The following is a 20,024-nucleotide window of genomic DNA, read 5'->3' as shown; positions in this document are numbered from 1 at the left end:
GGTCCGTAGTTGAGCAGCGCGTCACCCGGCACCGCGATCTTCTCGCCCACCTGAGAGATCGGCTTCATCTTGGCTTCGCGTGCGATCTCAATGTCTGACTTGACGGTCATGCGTTGTCTTCCTCCGCAATTTTTCTTTTCGGAAGGCTGCGCTGAGCGAGCCCTCCAAATCGGTCAAACGAATTTGTCTGTGTTTTAAAGGGTAAGGAATGGTTCGCCCTATGGCAGTCGCGTGCACGACGTAGCTCGTGTGTCGCTTGCCTGCCGGCTATGGTCGCGATCTGCGCCTTGCCAATGTCGCCTGGCACTGGGGCGCGGTGAATTCCGCGCGTCGTGGGGAGCCTTGGTCTGGTGGTGGTGTCGGCGGTGCTCAATTACCGCTTGGGTATTCGCCTTGGCGGGCAGGATGAGGTGGAACGGCACCTTTACGGCAATGGTCTGGCGTTCTGGCGTGCGGACGCCATGCAGGTGGAACACCATCTGCGCGGTTGGGGCGCGGGCGATGTCAGACCCAGTGCGGACGCCGGTTGGCGGCCATCGGTGACGTGATGGTTGGCTCCTGCTGGACGATCACCGCTTACGTCTGCTTATCAGTGCATCGTGTAAAAAGATGCTTCTCAGCATTCTCGACAACAACGGTGTTCCAATCTTCCGGATGACTAGAAGTAATCGGACGGCGCTGAGGCTAGAATGTCACGGCCAAACTTGCGCTGAAGCTGTGATCGTCGGCATCATCGGAGATCTGCCCGAGATAGTGCACGCCGAAGTTAGTCGTTTCACCCAATGCGCCGTCAGCTCCGAGTTCCACCACAAGGGCATCCTGGGCAATCGGAACGCCGGTAACGGCAAAGGGCGTGCCTCCCACAAAGGCCATCTTCGCCTGCGCCACGGTGTCACCGAAGGCGTGCCTCCACCCGATGCCACCGCTCAAGCGGATGTTGGTGTTGGTCCCGAAAGCCGTGAATGTCTCGGCGCGTAGGCCAAGAGTCGTAAAGGTGGTGTCCATGCGGGAACTGGCGGCGGTGAGCGCGGCAGCACCTCCCTGCTCCGTGAATTTTCCGCGGTTCAATTGCACATGGGCGAGCGCCGCATAGGGCTCGTAGTTAGCCCACGGCGTCCTGATCCGATACGCGCTCTCGGCGAAGCCTTGGGCTGTCGCGGCATTCGCATCTCCGGACGGGTTGTCGGAAAATCCGGTGAAGCCGATCCTGCGCCGCGTTTCGAGGTCGTTCCACGTATATGCGCCGCCCGCCCGCACATTGAGGGGCCCCCACGCACCACCTGAGTACACGCCCGCGGACCAGTTTTGAGAGGACGCAGAGGATGCGAGGTCATCGACCGAAACATGCGTGTGTCCATAGCCACCCACGATCCCGGCTCGAATGTTATTTGAGACCGGAACATCCGCGCCGGCAAAAATTCCGCCGGACGAGCGGTCTGCGGAAGCTTTTCCACTTTCGCCCGCGGCCCTACCGAACGCACCAAGCAGCTGCCCCCAGTATTCGATGCTGGAAGTGTTGCGAGACGCAGAATTGTTCTCTGCCTCAGGAGTTGATACGACCCGCGCTCCGACGCCTCCGAAGAGACTGCGCAGCCGATCGATTGCGGCGTCGCGGATATAGCGGCTTTCTTCCATCAAGCTAGCCAAAATCGATGGATGGGCTTCGCCGGAAAGCTGATCCATGGCGCCTGTGACTTCGGCATTCGATAGGTTCGTCACTGCGTTGAAGAGCGCGCCAGAGCCCAAACCGGATAGGCTGTCCGCCACTGCGCATTGGTTGGCTGAGAAATCCGAAAGACACATGTTCGCCAGCTGAGACGTCAGATAGACATTGTTGGCATCGTACGACAGCGCAAAATTCAGAAACGCGAAGTCGTCAGTCAGATTAACGAAGGTGCCCGTGACGCCCCCCGTCGTAGTGACGACTGTGTACGTTGTTCCAGGCGTGTAAGTGGCACCGGTATCCGTGCCATTTTCAGGCTTTACATGCGCGGCAGCACCGTTGATCGTGACCGTTCCGGTTGCGTTGACGAGGTCATTGTTGACGCCCGCGACATTTCCTCCGTCGTTGAGTTCGATCTCATAGGTCGAGCCTGGGGCGAAATTGTAATTGACGGCATTCGTCGTGCCGACTGAGTTTCCCGGAGCGAGTATTCCACCTGCGGCGATATTCAGCGTATCGAGTAGGCCGTTGCCGCCGAGCACCCCGCCGGCAAGTGTCAAGGTGCCCCCAAGTGCCGTGTTGATCACGAGCTTGCCCTCGGAAACCGTGGTTGCTCCGGAAAAGGCCGAATTGTCAGCGGTTAGCTCAAGCGTTCCGTCGCCTCTTTTTTCGAGCGTACCAGTACCGATGATCAACCCGGCGTATCCGCCGTTTGCGAGTTGATTGAAGACAAGCTCGCCATTGTTGACAATGCCCGTGGTCTGGCCCGCTGCGTGCGTAATGAACGTGCCGCCGTTGATGGTCACGCCATCGTTGACAACGCCGGTGTTCGTAAATGTGCCTGCGTCATTGACTAGACCGCCGTCCAGGGTTCCGGCGTTGGTCACGGCGCCTTCATTTTTCATCCCGCCTTCGATGATGCCGTTGTTGACGATCCCGCCAAAGTTGTTGAGCGGGTTGTCCACGCTGAGCGTCCGCTCCTCGGCGACGTAAATTCCGGCTTGAGCAGCCGATGTGTTGGTGAGGTTCCTAACTCCCGTGAAGTTACCCCCGGCGACATTAAGAACCGCGTTACCCTCGTTGGTGAAGGGCGCGCTGATCAGAGGGTCATAGCTGTCGAGGTCGCCCGTAACATTGAAGACGCCACCGCCTTGGTTGGACATTTTGCCGAACAGCTCTCCCGAGGCATTGACGGTGCCCTGGTTGGTGAGCCCCTCGCCCCCGCTAACGGACATCAAGTTCGAAGTGGTGAGCGTGGCGCCTGCCTGGTTCACGAATGCCTTTGCTCGCAGTTCGCCGCGATTGACGACCACGCCGCCGGCCGCGTTGTCGAACGTTTCACCAACCCTGAGATCACCGAACGTGCCAATATCGATGCCAGCCTCACCGTCAGCTTGGTTTCCCGATGATGAGTTCTCCAACGTGCCGGTGACGCTCAGCCAACTGTTTCCGATCCGTAAAACGCCGCTTCCGCGATTGACGAATGTATCGTCGGAACGACCGCCAAAGACGGTGGGAGAGATGCTGTGCGACAGCACCACCGTACGTCCTTCGTTGATAATCTCGGCCGCGTTGAGAGTTGAAATGCCGCCGATGTTTATCCTGCCGCCCTCAAGGTTGGTCACCGTCCCGGCGCTGTTGACATCCGCAAGCTCCATCGTACCCGCATTGGTGATGCCGTCGCTACCCGTCACATTGAGCGTTGACCACCCCATCATGGTGAATGCGCCGTCTGCACCCACCTCAATCGCCGCCGTCGACACTTCGGACGAGAGACCGATGTGGAGGTTGCCGCCGGATACGATAAAGCTGCTGCCGTTGTCACCACCATTGTCATCGCCGAACGCATTCTCAAGATAGAGTTCGCCACCCTCCATCTCCACGGCGCCGATGAAGCCGCTATTGTCGCCAGTAAGGTTCGTTCTGCCGGCAATATGCTGAACGGTGCCGGCTCCGATCAGCGGCGTCGCGAAATCGTAGTAGGGATTGCCGGGCCGAGTGTGGTTGAAGACCACGCGGCCATCACCGAGACCGAATTGGATCTTTCCGGCTTGCAGAGTTCCGGGCGCGACAGCATCGTCGCCCGCGGCCGCGCCGATGTTTAGAATGCCAACGGCGTTCACGGATTCATCGCCTAGAAAGACGGTCCCGTTCCCATCTTCGGTTATGATCGTGCCGCCATTGGCAACGGTTAGAATGCCGGTGCCTGTGCGGCCAATTTTAAGGAACTTTCCGCTCACCCATTTCGAGCCGGCACCATCCACGAGTACTTCGCCATGACCGCCATTGTTGGTCCCCACATGTGAACCGAACGAACCAGCGTCCTGGTCGCTCATCACAACGGCGCCGTCCAGTATGTTGAGGACTCCGGTGCCGAAATCTCCGATCATGAATTGTTGGCTGGCTGTCCACGTCGATCCGTTACCGGAAATGGTCACAACCGCGAAGGATTCGGACGACGTTCCGATATCAGCGTCCTTGCTCATCACAGTCGCGCCGCTTGTGATGTCGAACGTGGTGATGTGGTCTGGATGAGGCGTGTAGTTGTTGTTGGACGACGGGCTATAGTTGCTCTCGACGTTGATGCCGTACAGTGTCGAAAGGGAGGATCCGTCACCGTCAACAGTGACGGTCGCTAGCCCGGACGATGAACCCACATAGCCAAAATTAACATAACCACCGAATTCGACGATGGCGCCGTTCTCTATCGTCAGTGTGCCATCGCTATCCAGTCCGATCCAGAGATTACGGTCTCCAGTCAGTTCGGATCCATCACCGCTGACGGTGACCGTTCCCGTCGACCCAGATCCGACGGTCAACCTCTCTTCAAAATGCGCGGCGCCCCCGTTCTCGATGGTGATCGAGCCTTCGCTATCGCGACCGACGTAGGCGCTGTCCTCCACGGTCCACGGATTTGGCTGAGTGCCGCCTGCGCCACCGGTCACCACGTAATCGCCGTCAATATTTACTGACTGCGCTGATGCCTTTCCCGCGATCCCTGACGCCCCGATTACTACGAGAGCAGCAGTGAACGCGGTTGTGCGCCAACGGTGCCGCCGACCGGGTTTGCCCTCATCGCCGTTAGCGCACTCGGGAGCCACAATCAGTCTTGCGAAGGTTCGTGACCAGATGTTCCGGCAGGTCTGGTCCATACGAGGCGCCCCCTCAAAGAATCCGCGCAACCCAATCAGCAGTCTGCGCACGGTCAAATCACGGGCGCGGGGCAGTGTTCCCCCGATTGCGTCCGTCGCTGCCCTGCAAAATGGAACGCGGGGGCGACACCGGCAATTCGGTTAGGCGTGCTAATTGACCTTTAAGGAATCCGGATTTAGCCCCTGATTCGCCAGCGCTTTTGTTCGGATCTACGTCCTTGTTTCCGGGCTCAAACCATTTCGACTAGCACATGCGTGCTATTGGCCGCCGTTTTACGCCGCTTTAGGACCTTTACTGAATGGGGTGGGGCGGGATGAGTTTGAGGAAGATTGTTATCGCGGACGGCATTCCGCTTTTTCGCGATGGGTTGCGTCGTCTTGTTTTGCGCTATGTGACCGACGCATTCGTGCTGGAAGCAGACGATTTCGACTCCATGTTAAGGGTCGCATCCGAAAACCATCCAGCTCTCTTCGTTTTGGATCTTCTCCTCTGCGGTCACGAATATTGTGCCGCCATCAGTCGATTGCGTCAGCACTGTCCCGATAGTGCGATTTTGGTCATTGCCGCCGACACTCAAAAAGCCCAGATCAAAGCTATCATCGAGCATGGCGCAGATGGGTGTGTCGCGAGGTCGGTGAAACCGGAGGTTATGGTTGAAGTGCTCACTGCCACGCTCGGTGACGAGCCCGTTGGCCGTGTCGAACTTTCCGAGTTATCTCCGCGCCAACGCCAGATCCTGGAGCAGCTTGCTCTGGGGCGAACGAACAAGGAAATTGCACTGGCCCTGGGTATTTCCCACTATACTGTGCGTGTGCATATCTCTTCCCTCTTTAGACTGTTGGGCGTCAATTCGCGGACGGCAGCTGTGGCCGCGGCAAGTGGATTGAGACTATAGGTTTCTCGAAAATTCTCTGTTCAACGTGATCACAGCTGCAATTCAACGCGACGTTCAGCCCATGTCAGACCGGATTCTCATCGCTGACGACCACCCTGTTTTTCGAGAGGGTATGCGGCGCATCGTGCAACGTGCCGTCCCGTCTGCGCACATTATCGAAGTCGGAACGACGGCCGAACTGCTGCGGGAAGCGGGAAACGGTCCTCCTCCTTTTCTGATGCTTCTCGACCTCTGCTTTCCAGGCTTCGAGGGGGAAGACAGTATTCGCACCTTGCGCTCAGATTTTCCTACAACTTCGCTCGTCGTGGTGTCGATGTCTGACGACAGCGAGACGGTCGACGGTGTCATGAAAGCCGGAGCTGATGGATTCATCAGCAAGGCCGTTTCGGGACAGGATATGGCGGCGGCGGTCTCCGACGCCTTAGCAGGCGATATCATCGTGCGCATCGAAAGCACGATCAGCGCCAACGGCCCCTTACCGTCTGATGTGCTCGCGCGACTGTCGGACCGTCAACGAGAGGTCTTGCGTTTGATTGGTACAGGTCTCTCCAACAAAGAGATCGGACGGGAACTCAATATTTCGCCTTACACGGTACGCATTCACGTGTCCGCCGTGTTGCGTTCGCTCGAGGTTTCGACCCGATCAGCCGCGGCGCGGGTCGCAGCTGAACTCGGACTATTGTAGTACTTGCCCGACACCGCCGAGAGCAGCAGCGACCGGAGCTGCGACGGGTTCACGGGCTTTGCCAGGACAACAATGCCTGCCCGCGCCGCGTCGGCTCGTAACTGCTCGCTGTCCGAACCGGTCATGATCGCGGCTCCGATTATCTTTGGCGTCGCGGCGCGCAGACGGGTGACAAGGTCCAACCCGGTCGTGCTTCCGCCGAGATCTTGATCGCATAGAATGAAATCCGTGCTGTCGACCTCCGCTCTGAGACTGTCGATCCGGCCTGTCGCCCGCGACGAGCATCCCCAACGGGCGAGCACTTGCGCAGTGCTTTTTCGCACGGCGCGGTCGTCGTCAATCACAAGTACCCGCAAACCTTCGAGAACGCGGTGATGGTCGCGAGCGAGCTTCACGGCAGCCACTTTCCGACTGGCAATCGGCATGAGTTCCTCGATCCAGAAAGTGGTTCCATGTCCGACGCGTGACTGGACGCGGACAGTGAGATCCATCAGGTGCCCAAGCCTGCGAACGATGGAAAGCCCAAGTCCAAGCCCTTCGATCGGACCACCCCGGTGGACATCCAACCGCTCGAACTCGGCAAAAATCTTTTCGCAACGCTCCTCCGGGATACCCGAACCTTGATCGACAACGGCAAGAGCCAGCTTCCCCTGGCGACGCTTGACGCCAACGAGCAGCTTCGCGTTCGGTGCATACTTAATGGCGTTCGAGACAAGATTTTGCACCATAGCCTGCAACAACGCCGGATCAGCGTGCACCCAATGACGCGTGGACACAAAGCGCAGCTCGGCGGAACTCTTCCTCGCGCTTTCCTGCGACTGGCGCACAACTTCGCCAAGGATGTCGTTCAAGGCGAAGTCCACCGGTTCGGGCTTGACCTGACCTGCTTCAATCGCGGACAGATCAAGTAACGAGCGGCAGAGCCGAGAGAGCGAGCTGACCGACTGGTTGACGCTTGCCAAAATCTCCGACGCGTCCGTTCCCAATCGCATCCCTCTCAGACATTCGACGAAGAGGCCAATTGCGTGGATGGGTTGGCGCAGGTCGTGACTGGCCTGTGCCAGAAAGCGAAGCTTTGCATCATGCGCTTCCTTGAGTTGGGCAGAGGTCGCGAAAAGCTTGGCGTTCTTGCGGGAAAGGTCGCGTGAAATCGCGACATTATCGGACAGAAAATCGAACATGCGATGCATGAGGATTGTGAGCGTCACCCCATAGAGCAGCACCATTGTTGCAATGGCAAACATGGAAGGGTTTTGCGCGTAGACGAGGAACGACGCGGCCAGCTGCGGGACAGACGTCCAGATCGACAGCAAACAACTGCGTGGCAAAGCGTGCTGGGAGCTGACGGCGCCTAATGCGGTCCCTCCAAGCGCCAGGGCATAAAGCACGCTGAGATCCAACTCTCCCTGAGCCGCAGAGGCAAAGGCCCCTGCACCCCATACGAGCCCGATAGCCGCTGTGATTGCCGAATGAGCTTTCCCGAAAGCGCTGCGCGGGACACGGGGAAACCAGCCTTTCGCATAGGTATGACTGAGGCCTGCGAGCGCGAGCGAGAGTGCCGCCATCGCGGAGATCCAAACCAGACTCCATGACCCGACATCCCGACGGATCAGCACCACGAACGTGAGTGCACAGACGGATAAGTGGACAATCCAGCTGGCCCTGCCGATGGAGAACAGATAGTCGAGCTGCCAATCGCTTTGTCCGTTGTCTTGGTTATCAGGTGAATTCGATACGCCCATGACAAAGCCCAATAACCGGCGGCGATAGGATCCACGGAGCCGCAAACATACACCTTTGATATCGAGGCAATCATCCCTGCGATACTAGTTCTCGTTCTTCTTTGTCCATGGGCTAACGAGTGAAAGCTTGGCTACTGCATCGTAAGTGGCACATATGTCGGCTATGGATCGGTGATCGGTATAGTGCCGAAGGGCGCCCAATTCGGCTTAAGATGCACCAAGCACCGTCCGCTTTCTCGGCCTTGCGACGGCAGTGTCGTCCCAATAATAGCCGCCATCGGCAAAGCAAAGCGCCCTTATCTCAAATGTTATATCGACGACGTCCGGATTCTAGGGCATCGCTTTAGCAGGCGCTCTCGTCGTACGCATCCTTTCGGTCGCGCAGTTTGCGCTTCAGATATCATACTTGAATACTAGAGAAACGATTGTTTGGAACATTGCGGTCAATGACGAGGGCTCCTTGGGGAAAGTTTGACGCTTCAGCTGGGACGAGACATCACCTTGCTCACCATTGCGCTGATGTAGCGGCGATCTTTCGCAGACTGGTCATGCTGCCGGCATTCAGCGCCAGGCTGGAGCAGGCAGCCGGAGATGCTATCACTGACATCCAACTTGAGCGGCTGACAGCTCTCGTCTTTCTGCACGACGCGGGTAAATTGCATCCAGGCTTTCAAGCGCGCGGCTGGCCTGGTGAAAGCTGGGGCGTCAATCCCCATGGTCATGTCCACGAGGGGCTAGAAATTTTTCTAGCCAACGACGGCGTCGCCAACCTGCCACTCGCGCGCTCACTCCACATCGACTCACTCGTCGGATGGGGTATCGCTGAAAGCCTGCTACGCGCCGTCATATCGCACCATGGTCGCCCGGCACGAAACCAAGTCCGCAACCTCAGCGACGCGAAGCAGTGTTGGCGGTCTAGAGGACCCTATGATCTCGAAGCGGTAGGGCAAGAGATGGGCCGCATCATGTGCCAATGGTTTCCGGCGGCATTTGAGCATGGCGGCACGGAACTGCCTTGCGATAACGGTCAGTTCGAGCATCTCATATGCGGTCTGACGACGCTGGCCGATTGGCTTGGCTCGTCGGCCCAATGGTTTCCGCACATGGCGCAACTAGACGGGACTTACATCGAGACGGCACAAAAAGGAGCCGAAAGGGCGTGTATTGCGGTCGGGCTGGATGCTTTGCGCCAGCGTAACGCCCGCAACTCGGCCATCTGCTTTAGTGACCTGACAGGTTTCTCGTCACCCAATCCGCAACAAGCGCTTGTCGGCGAGATCGATTTGAACGCGCGGGCCGTAATACTTGAAGCGGAGACCGGGTCCGGCAAAACGGAAGCTGCGCTTTGGCACTATGTGCGGCTGTTTGAGGCAGGCCGCGTCGACGGACTTTACTTCGCGGTGCCGACGCGCGCGGCCGCTGTCCAGTTGCATGCCCGGATCGTCAACGCTGCCAAGCGGGTTTTCGGAAAAGACACGCCTCAGCCGGTACTCGCCGTGCCTGGCTACATCAAGGCGGGCGATGTTGAGGGAACGGCGCTGCCACACTGGCGCGTGCTTTGGGATGATGCCGCGCGTGGTGAGCCGGAAAAGCAGCATGCTCGGTGGGCTGCTGAGCATTCGAAGCGCTATCTCGCCGCGCAGATTGCGGTCGGGACCGTCGACCAGGTCATGATGGGCGCGCTGACGGTCAAGCATGCTCACCTGCGTGCCGCCAGCCTGTCGCGCAGCCTCCTCGTGATCGATGAAGTGCATGCCAGTGACGCCTACATGACCTCTGTGCAAAAGGCGCTGCTTGACAGCCATGTCGCTGTAGGCGGCTATGCGATGCTGATGTCGGCAACACTCGGTTCGACGGCACGGGCCAAGTGGCTCGGACACTCCGCGCCCGATTTTGCAGCCGCCTGCGCCATACCCTATCCAGCTTTATGGACCTCGGAGACAGACACGGCCCAATCACCCGAGGCACCGCCCTACAACTCCAAGCACGTCGCCATGGAAACGCTGGTGACCATGGCCGCCGAGGCGACAGCCGAGCGTGCGCTGACCGCTGCGCGCCGGGGGGCGCGTGTCCTCGTCATCCGCAACACGGTGGATCGCGCGATCGAGACACTGTCGGCACTTGAAGCACTCGCCGAGCCCGTGGATCACGGATTGCTGTTTCGGGTTGGCAATGTTTCGACGCTGCATCACAGCCGGTTCGCACCAACCGACCGCAAGCTCCTCGATCAGGCCGTCGAAGCCGCTTTGAACACGGACAAGCATCGGGCGCCCGAGGGCCGCATCGTCATCGGGACGCAGACGCTTGAACAAAGCCTCGATATCGACTCTGACCTCCTCATCACCGACCTCTGCCCGATCGACGTCCTGCTACAGCGCATCGGCCGACTGCATCGTCACAAGCTTGCCCGGCCCGCTGGCTTTGAAGAGCCGCGCTGCATCGTCATGGTGCCGGAGGGCGGGCTTGCGCTGTTGCTGAAGCCCGCCTTTGAGAACGGTCTCGGTGCGTGGCGTGCCGCGGGAGGGCTGCAAGGCGTGTACCGCGATCTTTCGGTGCTGGAACTGACCCGGCGGCTCGTAGAAGGCGACCCGGTCTGGACAATCCCGGAGATGAACCGGCCATTGGTCGAAAGCGCGCTGCATCCCCAGCAGATCAAGGCTCTGCATGAAGAACTCGGCCCAGCCTGGTCGGCCTATCGAGACGACGTGGTTGGCAGCGAGCTTGGCGACTGGCTTGCCGCAAGCGGCGTCCTCATCGATCGCACAAAGCCGTTCGAAAAGTGCGCCTTTCCTGACGGCGCGGAACAGAAGATCCGCACGCGGCTTGGCGAAGACAACGTCCGGCTGCTCCTCGCAGAGCAAGTTCCTGTCGGCCCGTTCGGCGAGCCAGTTACCGAACTCGTCCTCCCCGGCCGATGGTGCCGCGAAATTTCTGGGGAGGACGCACCGCTAGAACATTCAAAGAACTGCAATGCTATCGTACTCTCCATTGGAGATGCCGCGTTCCGGTATGATCGGTACGGACTGGCACGCCAGAGGGACGGGGATAATGGCTCACAATCTGCTGACGGAATCGCTGATCCGGTTCGAGACGACTGAGGGGCAACAGACGGGGTCCCTACCCGACGTCTACGCTGCGCTGATGGCCGATCGCGTAGAGAGTTTTCCGGCCCTGCGCGCGCATCAGGAGCCGGCCTGGCACTTGTTCCTGGCTCAACTTGGTGCCATTGCCTGTCATCGCGCGGGGCTGGACGCGCCGCCGGACGACGACGCGGCTTGGCAAGACATCATCGGCTGTCTGACGCGGGCGGAGTTTCCCAACGATGAGCCGTGGAGCCTCGTCGTCGAGGACTGGTCGAAGCCGGCTTTTCTGCAGCCGCCGGTGCCTGAGGGTGTTACGCTGAAGGATGATGCGGTACTCGCGCCCGATGCGCTCGACATGCTGATCACCTCGCGCAACCACGATCTCAAGCAGGAAGTGGCGCAAGCTGCTTATGACGATGACTGGATGTTTGCCCTAGTCAGCTTGCAAACCATGGAGGGTTACGGCGGCCCAAAGAATTACGGCATAGCGCGAATGAACGGGGGCTCATCGAGCCGCGTGCTGCTGTCGCTTGCCCCGATGTCGCAAACCGTTGGAGAGCCGAGTGTTCGGTACGGCCGCCGCCTGAAACGTGACCTAACGCAGCTTCTAAGGCGCCGCGAAAGCATCCTGGAGCAAACAGCAATCCCATATCGAGAAACGTACGGTATTGCTCTTACTTGGGCTGTGCCCTGGCCCGAGGGCGAGCAACTTGCACTCGAGGATCTCGACATCTGGTTCATCGAGGTTTGCAGACGAGTCCGCCTCGAAGACTCTGCATCTCGATTGTTCGCCAAGGTGGGAAACTCATCTGCCGAGCGCGTCAGGGCCAAACATCTCAATGGCAACATAGCCGATCCTTGGGCTCCGGTGCATCCAGTCGAAAGTAAAGCGCTATCGATCACTGAAAGGGGCAACTTTCACTACCGGCGCATTGTGGAGCTCACATTATCTGGTGAGTGGCAGTTACCTCCCCTTGCCGAATTGGGTGCAGACGAACTTGACACGACACCGAACTGGTTGCTCGCATTCGCAGCGATTGCGCGCGGAAATACGGTGACTGGGGGTTTCAAGTCCCGGACCATCCCGCTCGATGGACGCACGGCGCGCCGCCTGGGCGCACAACGTCGAGAACTCCACCAACTCGCAACCGAACAGATCAGTGAGATCAAGAAGATCGACGACGCGCTCGCGGGTGCTATCGGCGTCTTTGGACGTAGCGGCGTCTATTGGCGTGACGTTCCCAAGGACCGGCGCAAGAAGGAGGGCGAACGGCAACGCAAACGCGCCCAACCCTACCGAGACCGCCTTGATGTCGTTGCGGATCGCGCCTTTTTCAGAGCGCTTTGGGCCCGCTTCGAAGCGCAGGATCAAGGCTCATCGGAAGCCGTGGAAGACGCCCGTCGCGCGTTCTTGCTGCCGCTGATCGATGCCACTCGCGACCTTCTCGAAGAGGGGCTCGCCGACATCCCGTGCCCGTCGATCCACCGCCCGCGCGCCGAAGCCCGTGCGCGACGTTGGTTTGAAGCTCAAATCCGAAGCGATCGAGAGACGAAAGCAGGTGGCTCCGTTGGCTTCCCCGGCTTGTTCGACAAGCGCAATGACACGGAGGTGGCCCATGCAGCCTGAAGCTCAGGAAAGCCGGTCGAAGACGGGTGACACAATTTTCGCCTTTGGCCGGACCCTGGCCGATCTCGACCCTGGTGCGCTCGCTGACATGAGGCGCATGTCGCTCGACGGTAACGCGCACGGCGCGCCCTATTTCTGGCGGCTCGCGTCGCGACACGGTTTCGGAACGGGGGACCGGCTCGCGACGTGGGCGCGCATCGTCCAGATCATGGCGATCCTCACTGACAAGGGGCAGCCCGAGGGAAAGCGCTCACCGCATGCGCCCGCCACGAAGGACAACGGCTGGCGCGGCCTCGGCCAGGCGCTCTGCGACGGCGCCGATCTAAACTGGCCTGGTGAACTACCCCCGGGGTCAAAGCCACGCCCGATGCTGTCGGAACTGCGCTTCGCCCGCCTGCTGGCCGCCCGCGGCCCAATGCGCGCCGAATTGATGGAACGTGCCGCCCGCGCACTCGCCGCGAAGAAACCACCTGGCGCCCAGGTCAACTGCACCGATCTAGCTTACTTCCTGCTCGATCCCGACAATCCGGCACACGCGCGCAAGCTCGCGCGCGACTACTACGCCCGCCTCGATCGAGCTGGCCGAAATGATGACCAGTCCAACAAAGTTGACGCCACCGGAGATGCCGCATGACCACCTCCCGTTTTCTTCAAATCCATACTCTGCATTCCTATTCCGCCGCCCTCTTGAACCGCGACGACAGCGGACTGGCGAAGCGCATCAAGTACGGCGGCGCCATGCGCACGCGCGTCTCCAGCCAATGCCTCAAAAGGCACTGGCGCTTGGCGGACGACCCGCATGCACTGCTGAAAATCGCTGGTGCGGAGGACGCCTTTCGCTCACGTGAACTCGTTACGCTCAAGGTCCTCGAGCCGCTTTCAGCAAGCTACAAGCCATTGACGCTGGCTGTTTTGAACGACACCTTCCAGAAACACGTCTACGGCGACAAGGGCACCGACAAGAAGTCTCGTCAAACGCTGCTCTTGGGCGCGCCGGAGTTACGCTGGTTGGCGAAAGAGGCAGATTCGCTAGCGCCACAAATCGAGGCGGCGCTGAGCGCTCCCAACTCCGATGCAACGGATAAGAAGGCTGTTGCTCAGGCTTTGAAGGACGCTGACGGCATCTTAAAGCCGTGGGTTAGTGACAAGAAAAACAATCTCTCCACTCTGCGCGAACAGAATGCCTTGAATGCAGGCCTCCCCGCCGCACTGTTCGGCCGCATGGTGACGTCCGACCCGGCCGCCAACATCGAGGCGCCGATTCACGTCGCGCACGCCTTCACCGTGCATGAGGAGGAAACCGAAAGCGATTACTTCACAGCTGTCGACGACCTCAAGCGCGACGAGGACGATTCCGGCGCCGACACCATCCAGGAAACCGAACTCATGTCCGGCCTGTTCTACGGCTACGCCGTCGTCGATGTCCCCGGCCTCGTTTCCAATCTCACCGGCTGCGAGCGTCCCGAGTGGACCAGCGCCGACCGCACCATGGCGGCCGAAGTCGTGCATAACCTCATCTACCTCATCGCCGAGGTTTCGCCCGGCGCCAAGCTCGGCTCGACCGCTCCCTATGGCCGGGCCGAGATGGTGCTGGTCGAGGCCGGCGACCGTCAGCCGCGAAGCCTTTCCGCGGCATTCCGCACGCCGGTCAGGGCCGACCTGTACGCGGCCTTGAAGGCAAGCGCGGAACACCTGGCCACCATGGATCGGCTGTACGAGACCGGAGAAGCCCGCCGCACCCTGCACCCCATGAACGAAGACGTGTTCCGGTCGGCCCCGCGCGGCTCATTGCGCGAAATCGCCGAATGGGCGAAGGCTGCGGTCCTCAACGGTGAGGCGACGCGATGAGCATGAGCCCCGCCCGCCGCTGGCTCGTCCTGCGGCTCGAGGCGCCGCTGCTCTCGTTTGGTGCGGTTGCCATCGACAATTACGGCGTCACCTGGGACTTCCCGGCGCTGTCCATGCTGACCGGGCTGTTCGCGAACGCGCTCGGCTATGAGCGTATCGAGTGCGAAGCACATCAGGCGCTACAGGACCGCATCGTCTTCGCATCGCGGCGCGAGGATGAGCCCTATCATGGCGTCCTGACCGACGTCCAAAACGTGCATATGCAAAAAAGCGACAAGGGATGGACCACCCGTGGAACGCCTGAAGGCCGCGATGGCGGAAGCTACGGCGGTCCACATCGCCGCTTCCGTGATTACCACCCCGATGCGCTTGTCGCGGTCGTCCTCACCCTGCACCTGCCACCGGACCATGCCCTCCCCGCCGGCCGCCACCATCCCACTCTCGACGATCTCGCCGCTGCCCTAGACCGTCCCGAGCGCCCGCTGTTCATCGGCCGCAAGCCCTGCCTGCCTGCGTGGCCGCTGAACGCCGGACTGATCGAAGCAGAAACCGCCCACGATGCGCTCCTCAAACTGCCCGCGCTGATGGACCTAAGCAAACGAGAGCCGCGTAAGACCGGTGACCTGCGCGCGCAATGGCCAGCCGGCGACGGCCCCGACCAGGGCGCAGGAGTCGACCGGGGCCTTGCCATCCACGACCGCCGCAACTGGATCTCCGGGCTTCACGGCGGCACGCGCCGCGTGATCGAAGGTCGCTTAGCGCCGCCCGCGCCGCCACCTACAGCAGATGGCGAGGTGGCCACATGAGCAGCCCGCTTCATTTCGCGCGCGTGCCGATCCGGCTCTCAGCCTTGGCCCGCTACGCTGGCGACCGCGACTGGATACCCCGCAAACGGCGTGACGGCCGAGAGGCCGATGCCGGCTTCGATCCCGGCCGGGCCTTGCACCACGTACTGGACGAAACGTTCGGCCCCAACGCGCTCAAGCCGTTCCGCCTCATGGTGCCGCGCCATAAGGATCTGGGGACCATCTACGCCTACACGGCATGGCCTAAGGACGAGCTTCTCGCGATCGCCGCTGAAACAGCGGTGCCCGAGTTTGCCGCGGATCACATCCTGAGGCTTGTCGATCTCGACACCAAGCCAATGCCCGAGACCTGGACCGAAGGCAAACGTCTCGCATTCGATGTCCGTGTCCGCCCTGTCTCGCGCATCCGCACCGAACTGCCCAACCCGAACCCGAAACGGCCCGCCTACAAGCCTGGCTCCGAAGTGGACGTCTTTCTACTCGAAGCGCAGCGGAACCATCCGGACGGCCGCACACGCCTCGTCGATGGCACGCCGACTGCCTCGGGCATGATGATTGCCGGCCGCGACCGTCCCACGGTTTACCGCGATTGGCTCGCAGCCCGCCTCGACGGAGCCGCCGAAGTCGACCACGAGCACACCGACCTCACGGCCTTTCAGCGCTCCCGTGTCTCCCGCGGCGGCGCATCCGTCGAAGGCCCAGACGCCACCTTCCACGGCGAACTCAGCGTCACCGACCCCGAGCGCTTCCACGCCCTCCTCGCCCGCGGCATCGGCCGGCATTTGTCGTTCGGCTTCGGCATGCTGCTCCTGCGCCCGCCCAGACGGAGGTAGTCCCATGCTGCTCGGACGCCTCGGTCTCGAAAAGGCCCGAATTCCGCATGCCGACCGGCACGGGTGCGTATTTCTTGAACGCGGCCGGCTCGAGGTCGAGGATGGCTGCCTGCGGTTCGTCTGCGCCGGCGGTGGCGCACTCGATGCCGGCGACTACCAGCTCCCGCACCAGTCCGTTTCGATCATCCTGCTCGGCCCCGGCTCGTCCGTGACCCATGACGCACTCCGTATCCTCTCCGCCCACGGCTGCGCACTCGCGGCCATCGGCCAGGGCGGCGTCCGCTTCTACACCGCACCGCCGCTGCTTCCCGACTCTTCCGCCCTCGCACGCCGTCAGGTCACCTTCTGGGCCGACCCGAAGGAGCGCGTCGCCGTCGCCCGCCAGATGTACACGATCCGCTTCGGCGAGGAGGTGAAGGCGCGCACGATAGAAATGTTGCGCGGCATGGAAGGCGCACGCCTGAAACGCCTCTACGAACTGACCGCGCAGCGCTACGGCGTCCCATGGAAAGGGCGCCGGTATGACCGCGCCAACCCGAATGCAACCGACATCGCGAACCAGGCGATCAACCATGCGGCAAGCGCGGTGGAGGCTGCCGCTGCGATCGCGGTCGCGTCGACAGCAACGATCCCGCAGATCGGCTTCGTGCACGAGGACAGCGGCCAGTCGTTCATTCTCGACATCGCTGACCTCGTCCGCCACGACGTGACTCTGCCGATCGCGTTCGGTGCGGCAAAGCAGGCCTTGCAAGAACGCGACGAGAACCTCGAGCGGCTTGTCCGACGGCGTGCCGCTGAGACGTTCAACAAAGACCAGACCGTGGCTCGGCTGATCAATCACATCAAGGCGATCCTGGCCCCGCCGCTTTCGGGCGACATCTCGCGACCTGAGCCGGCGTCGGAGCCGAAGCCCGTTACCGAGCCCTCGAAGGGTTCGCCTCCCGATCCCGAACGGAGGGAGGCTTGAGCATGCCGCTGTGCATTGTCGTCACGCGCGATGTCGAGATGCGCTATCGCGGCTTTCTGGGCTCGATCATGCTGGAGGCCTCGCCGGGCGTCTACGTCGGTCCACACTTGACGAAGGGTGTACGGGAACGCGCGTGGAGCGTTCTGGAGGACTGGCACGCCAGCCTGCAGTCGGGCAGTATCGTGATGATCTGGCGCGATACGTCGGCGCCAGGTGGGCTTCAGATCAAAACGCTTGGTGAGCCGCCGAAGGACATCATCGAGCACGAAGGTGCCCTGCTCGTTCGCCGGCCGTTTCGCGCCACTTGACGCGTGTTCTTTGACATCTGTAAAGATATCAATCTCTTGCGTGCAAGAGGCTCCTCCGCCCACGCGGAGATCGACCCGCAAAGCGTTGTTCAAACAGCGGTGATGTTGTGGCTCCTCCGCCCACGCGGAGATCGACCCCTCAATCGACGCATTCGGCATTACGTTGCCGAGGCTCCTCCGCCCACGCGGAGATCGACCCTGAAGACTGGCTCGCCGAGGTCGGATTCAAGTGGCTCCTCCGCCCACGCGGAGATCGACCCAATTGACAGTTCAGATCCATAATCGATAGTCGGGCTCCTCCGCCCACGCGGAGATCGACCCCAGCTCGCAGCGCACGCAGAAGCAACGAGAAAGGCTCCTCCGCCCACGCGGAGATCGACCCATCGCTGATGATCCAACATTCAAAGAACTTCGGGCTCCTCCGCCCACGCGGAGATCGACCCTGGATACCCAATAGCTTGATGCCATCCGCCCGGGCTCCTCCGCCCACGCGGAGATCGACCCCTCTTTGGATTAGACGGGATAAAGCGGCCTTTGGCTCCTCCGCCCACGCGGAGATCGACCCGCCGGGCAATGACCAAGGCGCGCCGCGTCCGCGGCTCCTCCGCCCACGCGGAGATCGACCCGTAGTGCGGAGGTAGCCGTGTAGGCTCGCTGCGGCTCCTCCGCCCACGCGGAGATCGACCCGGCGGTAACGGCGCATCCTATGAGATGCTCAGAGCTCCTCCGCCCACGCGGAGATCGACCCGGAAATGGACGTTCGGCGCTAAAGGAGGAGGTGGCTCCTCCGCCCACGCGGAGATCGACCCATCACCCCATAAGAGCCGTTACGGCATAAAAAGGCTCCTCCGCCCACGCGGAGATCGACCCACACCGACACTTGCAATAACCGTTGCTGCTTCGGCTCCTCCGCCCACGCGGAGATCGACCCTTTCCATGAGGCATCAAGCATCATTACCAGGGGGCTCCTCCGCCCACGCGGAGATCGACCCCACGATCAACGGGCAGCTTTTCCCGCTCCACCGGCTCCTCCGCCCACGCGGAGATCGACCCATACCTAATTTCCCCGCGTATGTCTCTCGCACGGCTCCTCCGCCCACGCGGAGATCGACCCCCGTCACGAACAGTCTTGAGCCTCTTGCTGCCGGCTCCTCCGCCCACGCGGAGATCGACCCGGGAAGCCTCCATCGTTGATAGGCTGTCCCCAGGCTCCTCCGCCCACGCGGAGATCGACCCGTATTGGCGCATTACGCGCTCTGGCAGATCTCGGCTCCTCCGCCCACGCGGAGATCGACCCGGTGTGAACCGGCGGGGCCGGAGGGGTTAATCGGCTCCTCCGCCCACGCGGAGATCGACCCATCTCGTCGGATATTTGAAAGTGATAGTCGAAGGCTCCTCCGCCCACGCGGAGATCGACCCGTCTTGCCTCGCTTCTCTGCGCGGCGGAGGATGGCTCCTCCGCCCACGCGGAGATCGACCCTGTTCGGCTTCCATTTCGCGCCGCTGCCGCATGGCTCCTCCGCCCACGCGGAGATCGACCCTTATCCCTAAGTATCACATAGGTCGCCGGAAGGGCTCCTCCGCCCACGCGGAGATCGACCCACGCTGACGGACCGGTGCGGTTCTGGCATCTCGGCTCCTCCGCCCACGCGGAGATCGACCCAATATTTTCATATGCACGAAGGTACAACACATGGCTCCTCCGCCCACGCGGAGATCGACCCGCCTGCGGAGCTAGAAGCGCTCAACAAGGGTGGGCTCCTCCGTCTAAGCGGAGATGACGCGAGTCAAGGTCCTCCGGGATAGCGCTGCCAAGCGCTATTCCATGACTGCTCAAGGGAGTGGAGCAGTCATGGCAGTTCGCCGATCTCTAAACAGATCGATGAGCTGGAGAATTTTCTGCTTTCTTGGCACACAAGAAGTCACCGATAGCGGTGGTCGCTCGGATGATGATGTCGGCCGTGTATTGAAGAGCTGTCGATTAAGCAAAATGGGTCGGTGTGGTTTGGGACAATAGTTGACGGCTCACTAGGCGCGGCCGCGTGATGCCGTATCCGATGCATTGGTAAGGTTGACGTAAGTCCATGACATCCGCTTGCGCTGCTGGCTTATGAGCCTGCGGTGTCGGTCAATGACCGCTCGGTCGGTCTGTGCACGGATGAGGCTGTCGAGGTGGTCCTTGATGGCGTTTCGGGGTGGTCGTGAATGCGGCTTCTGGGGCCTCCCCAATCCGGTGCGTGCGGTCGAAAGTGCTGTGCGCGTGTGGGGCACTGCCGGAATGGAAAGGGCGGGGAGGATGGGCGGCACCTTCCGCGCGGCCGCCTTCGCGGCGCGCTCTGTGCGCATATCGTTGATGGTTTCCGTGAGGTCGTGCTTGGTGGCGAGGCCCCAACCCATGAGGGCGCGCGTGATAT

14 protein-coding genes and 1 CRISPR repeat array are annotated in these 20,024 nt (G+C 61.1%); of the genes, 11 read left to right on the top strand and 3 right to left on the bottom strand.

Annotated elements, in window-relative coordinates:
- The first annotated feature begins 332 nt into the window (after positions 1–332).
- A complete protein-coding gene (locus K5845_RS20515) occupies positions 333–548 on the top strand; it encodes a hypothetical protein (RefSeq protein ID WP_287959900.1) in 216 nt (71 codons plus the stop codon).
- Between the two features lie 136 nt (positions 549–684).
- Here the strand turns inward: K5845_RS20515 and K5845_RS20510 are convergent, their stop codons facing one another.
- The gene (locus K5845_RS20510) at positions 685–4,815 is read right to left on the bottom strand and encodes an autotransporter domain-containing protein (protein ID WP_287959899.1); all 4,131 of its coding nucleotides are present in this window, start codon (positions 4,813–4,815) and stop codon (positions 685–687) included.
- A gap of 314 nt (positions 4,816–5,129) precedes the next feature.
- On the opposite strand from K5845_RS20510, the gene K5845_RS20505 reads away from it, so the two are divergent.
- Both K5845_RS20505 and K5845_RS20500 read left to right on the top strand, forming a co-directional pair.
- Positions 5,130–5,711: a LuxR C-terminal-related transcriptional regulator gene (locus tag K5845_RS20505; RefSeq protein ID WP_052744022.1), complete on the top strand. Its 582-nt coding sequence runs from the start codon at positions 5,130–5,132 to the stop codon at positions 5,709–5,711.
- Between the two features lie 61 nt (positions 5,712–5,772).
- Positions 5,773–6,396, top strand: coding sequence for a LuxR C-terminal-related transcriptional regulator (locus K5845_RS20500; protein ID WP_046480281.1), 624 nt, complete (start codon positions 5,773–5,775; stop codon positions 6,394–6,396).
- Here the strand turns inward: K5845_RS20500 and K5845_RS20495 are convergent.
- Complete coding sequence (locus K5845_RS20495; RefSeq protein WP_052744021.1) at positions 6,312–8,138, bottom strand: ATP-binding response regulator; 1,827 nt, start codon at positions 8,136–8,138, stop codon at positions 6,312–6,314. The two genes, K5845_RS20500 and K5845_RS20495, sit on opposite strands and share 85 nt — an antisense overlap.
- 446 nt (positions 8,139–8,584) lie before the next feature.
- On the opposite strand from K5845_RS20495, the gene cas3 reads away from it, so the two are divergent.
- The 8 genes from cas3 to cas2e are packed head-to-tail and all read left to right on the top strand — an operon-like array spanning position 8,585 to position 17,610.
- On the top strand, positions 8,585–11,236 hold the full coding sequence (cas3, locus tag K5845_RS20490; protein WP_287959898.1) for a CRISPR-associated helicase Cas3': 2,652 nt from the start codon (positions 8,585–8,587) through the stop codon (positions 11,234–11,236).
- On the top strand, positions 11,187–12,848 hold the full coding sequence (locus K5845_RS20485; protein ID WP_076605317.1) for a hypothetical protein: 1,662 nt from the start codon (positions 11,187–11,189) through the stop codon (positions 12,846–12,848). Before cas3 ends, K5845_RS20485 begins: the two co-directional genes overlap by 50 nt.
- Complete coding sequence (locus tag K5845_RS20480) at positions 12,838–13,482, top strand: type I-E CRISPR-associated protein Cse2/CasB (RefSeq protein WP_052744019.1); 645 nt, start codon at positions 12,838–12,840, stop codon at positions 13,480–13,482. Before K5845_RS20485 ends, K5845_RS20480 begins: the two co-directional genes overlap by 11 nt.
- Entirely contained in the window at positions 13,479–14,696 is a 1,218-nt protein-coding gene (gene cas7e / locus K5845_RS20475; protein ID WP_287959897.1) for a type I-E CRISPR-associated protein Cas7/Cse4/CasC, read from the top strand. The genes K5845_RS20480 and cas7e overlap by 4 nt, the downstream gene beginning before the upstream one ends.
- Positions 14,693–15,502, top strand: coding sequence for a type I-E CRISPR-associated protein Cas5/CasD (gene cas5e, locus K5845_RS20470; RefSeq protein WP_287959896.1), 810 nt, complete (start codon positions 14,693–14,695; stop codon positions 15,500–15,502). Before cas7e ends, cas5e begins: the two co-directional genes overlap by 4 nt.
- Positions 15,499–16,335 (top strand): type I-E CRISPR-associated protein Cas6/Cse3/CasE, encoded by an 837-nt coding sequence (locus K5845_RS20465; RefSeq protein WP_046478310.1) that lies wholly within the window; start codon positions 15,499–15,501, stop codon positions 16,333–16,335. Before cas5e ends, K5845_RS20465 begins: the two co-directional genes overlap by 4 nt.
- A 4-nt stretch (positions 16,336–16,339) precedes the next feature.
- A complete protein-coding gene (gene cas1e / locus K5845_RS20460; RefSeq protein WP_082101180.1) occupies positions 16,340–17,302 on the top strand; it encodes a type I-E CRISPR-associated endonuclease Cas1e in 963 nt (320 codons plus the stop codon).
- A 2-nt stretch (positions 17,303–17,304) separates the two neighbouring features.
- Positions 17,305–17,610, top strand: coding sequence for a type I-E CRISPR-associated endoribonuclease Cas2e (gene cas2e, locus K5845_RS20455; RefSeq protein ID WP_046478311.1), 306 nt, complete (start codon positions 17,305–17,307; stop codon positions 17,608–17,610).
- A gap of 48 nt (positions 17,611–17,658) precedes the next feature.
- A CRISPR array of direct repeats spans positions 17,659–19,334; the repeat unit is 29 nt; unit sequence GGCTCCTCCGCCCACGCGGAGATCGACCC.
- 304 nt (positions 19,335–19,638) lie between these two features.
- Here cas2e and K5845_RS20450 read toward each other — a convergent pair.
- Positions 19,639–20,024: hypothetical protein (locus K5845_RS20450; RefSeq protein ID WP_287959895.1), on the bottom strand; the 386-nt coding region annotated here is incomplete at its 5' end.

This window comes from Filomicrobium sp. (assembly GCF_025698805.1).
Lineage (GTDB): Bacteria > Pseudomonadota > Alphaproteobacteria > Rhizobiales > Hyphomicrobiaceae > Filomicrobium > Filomicrobium insigne.
Note: the sequence above shows the minus strand (reverse complement) of the source record. Positions and strands in the feature narration are given on the sequence as shown.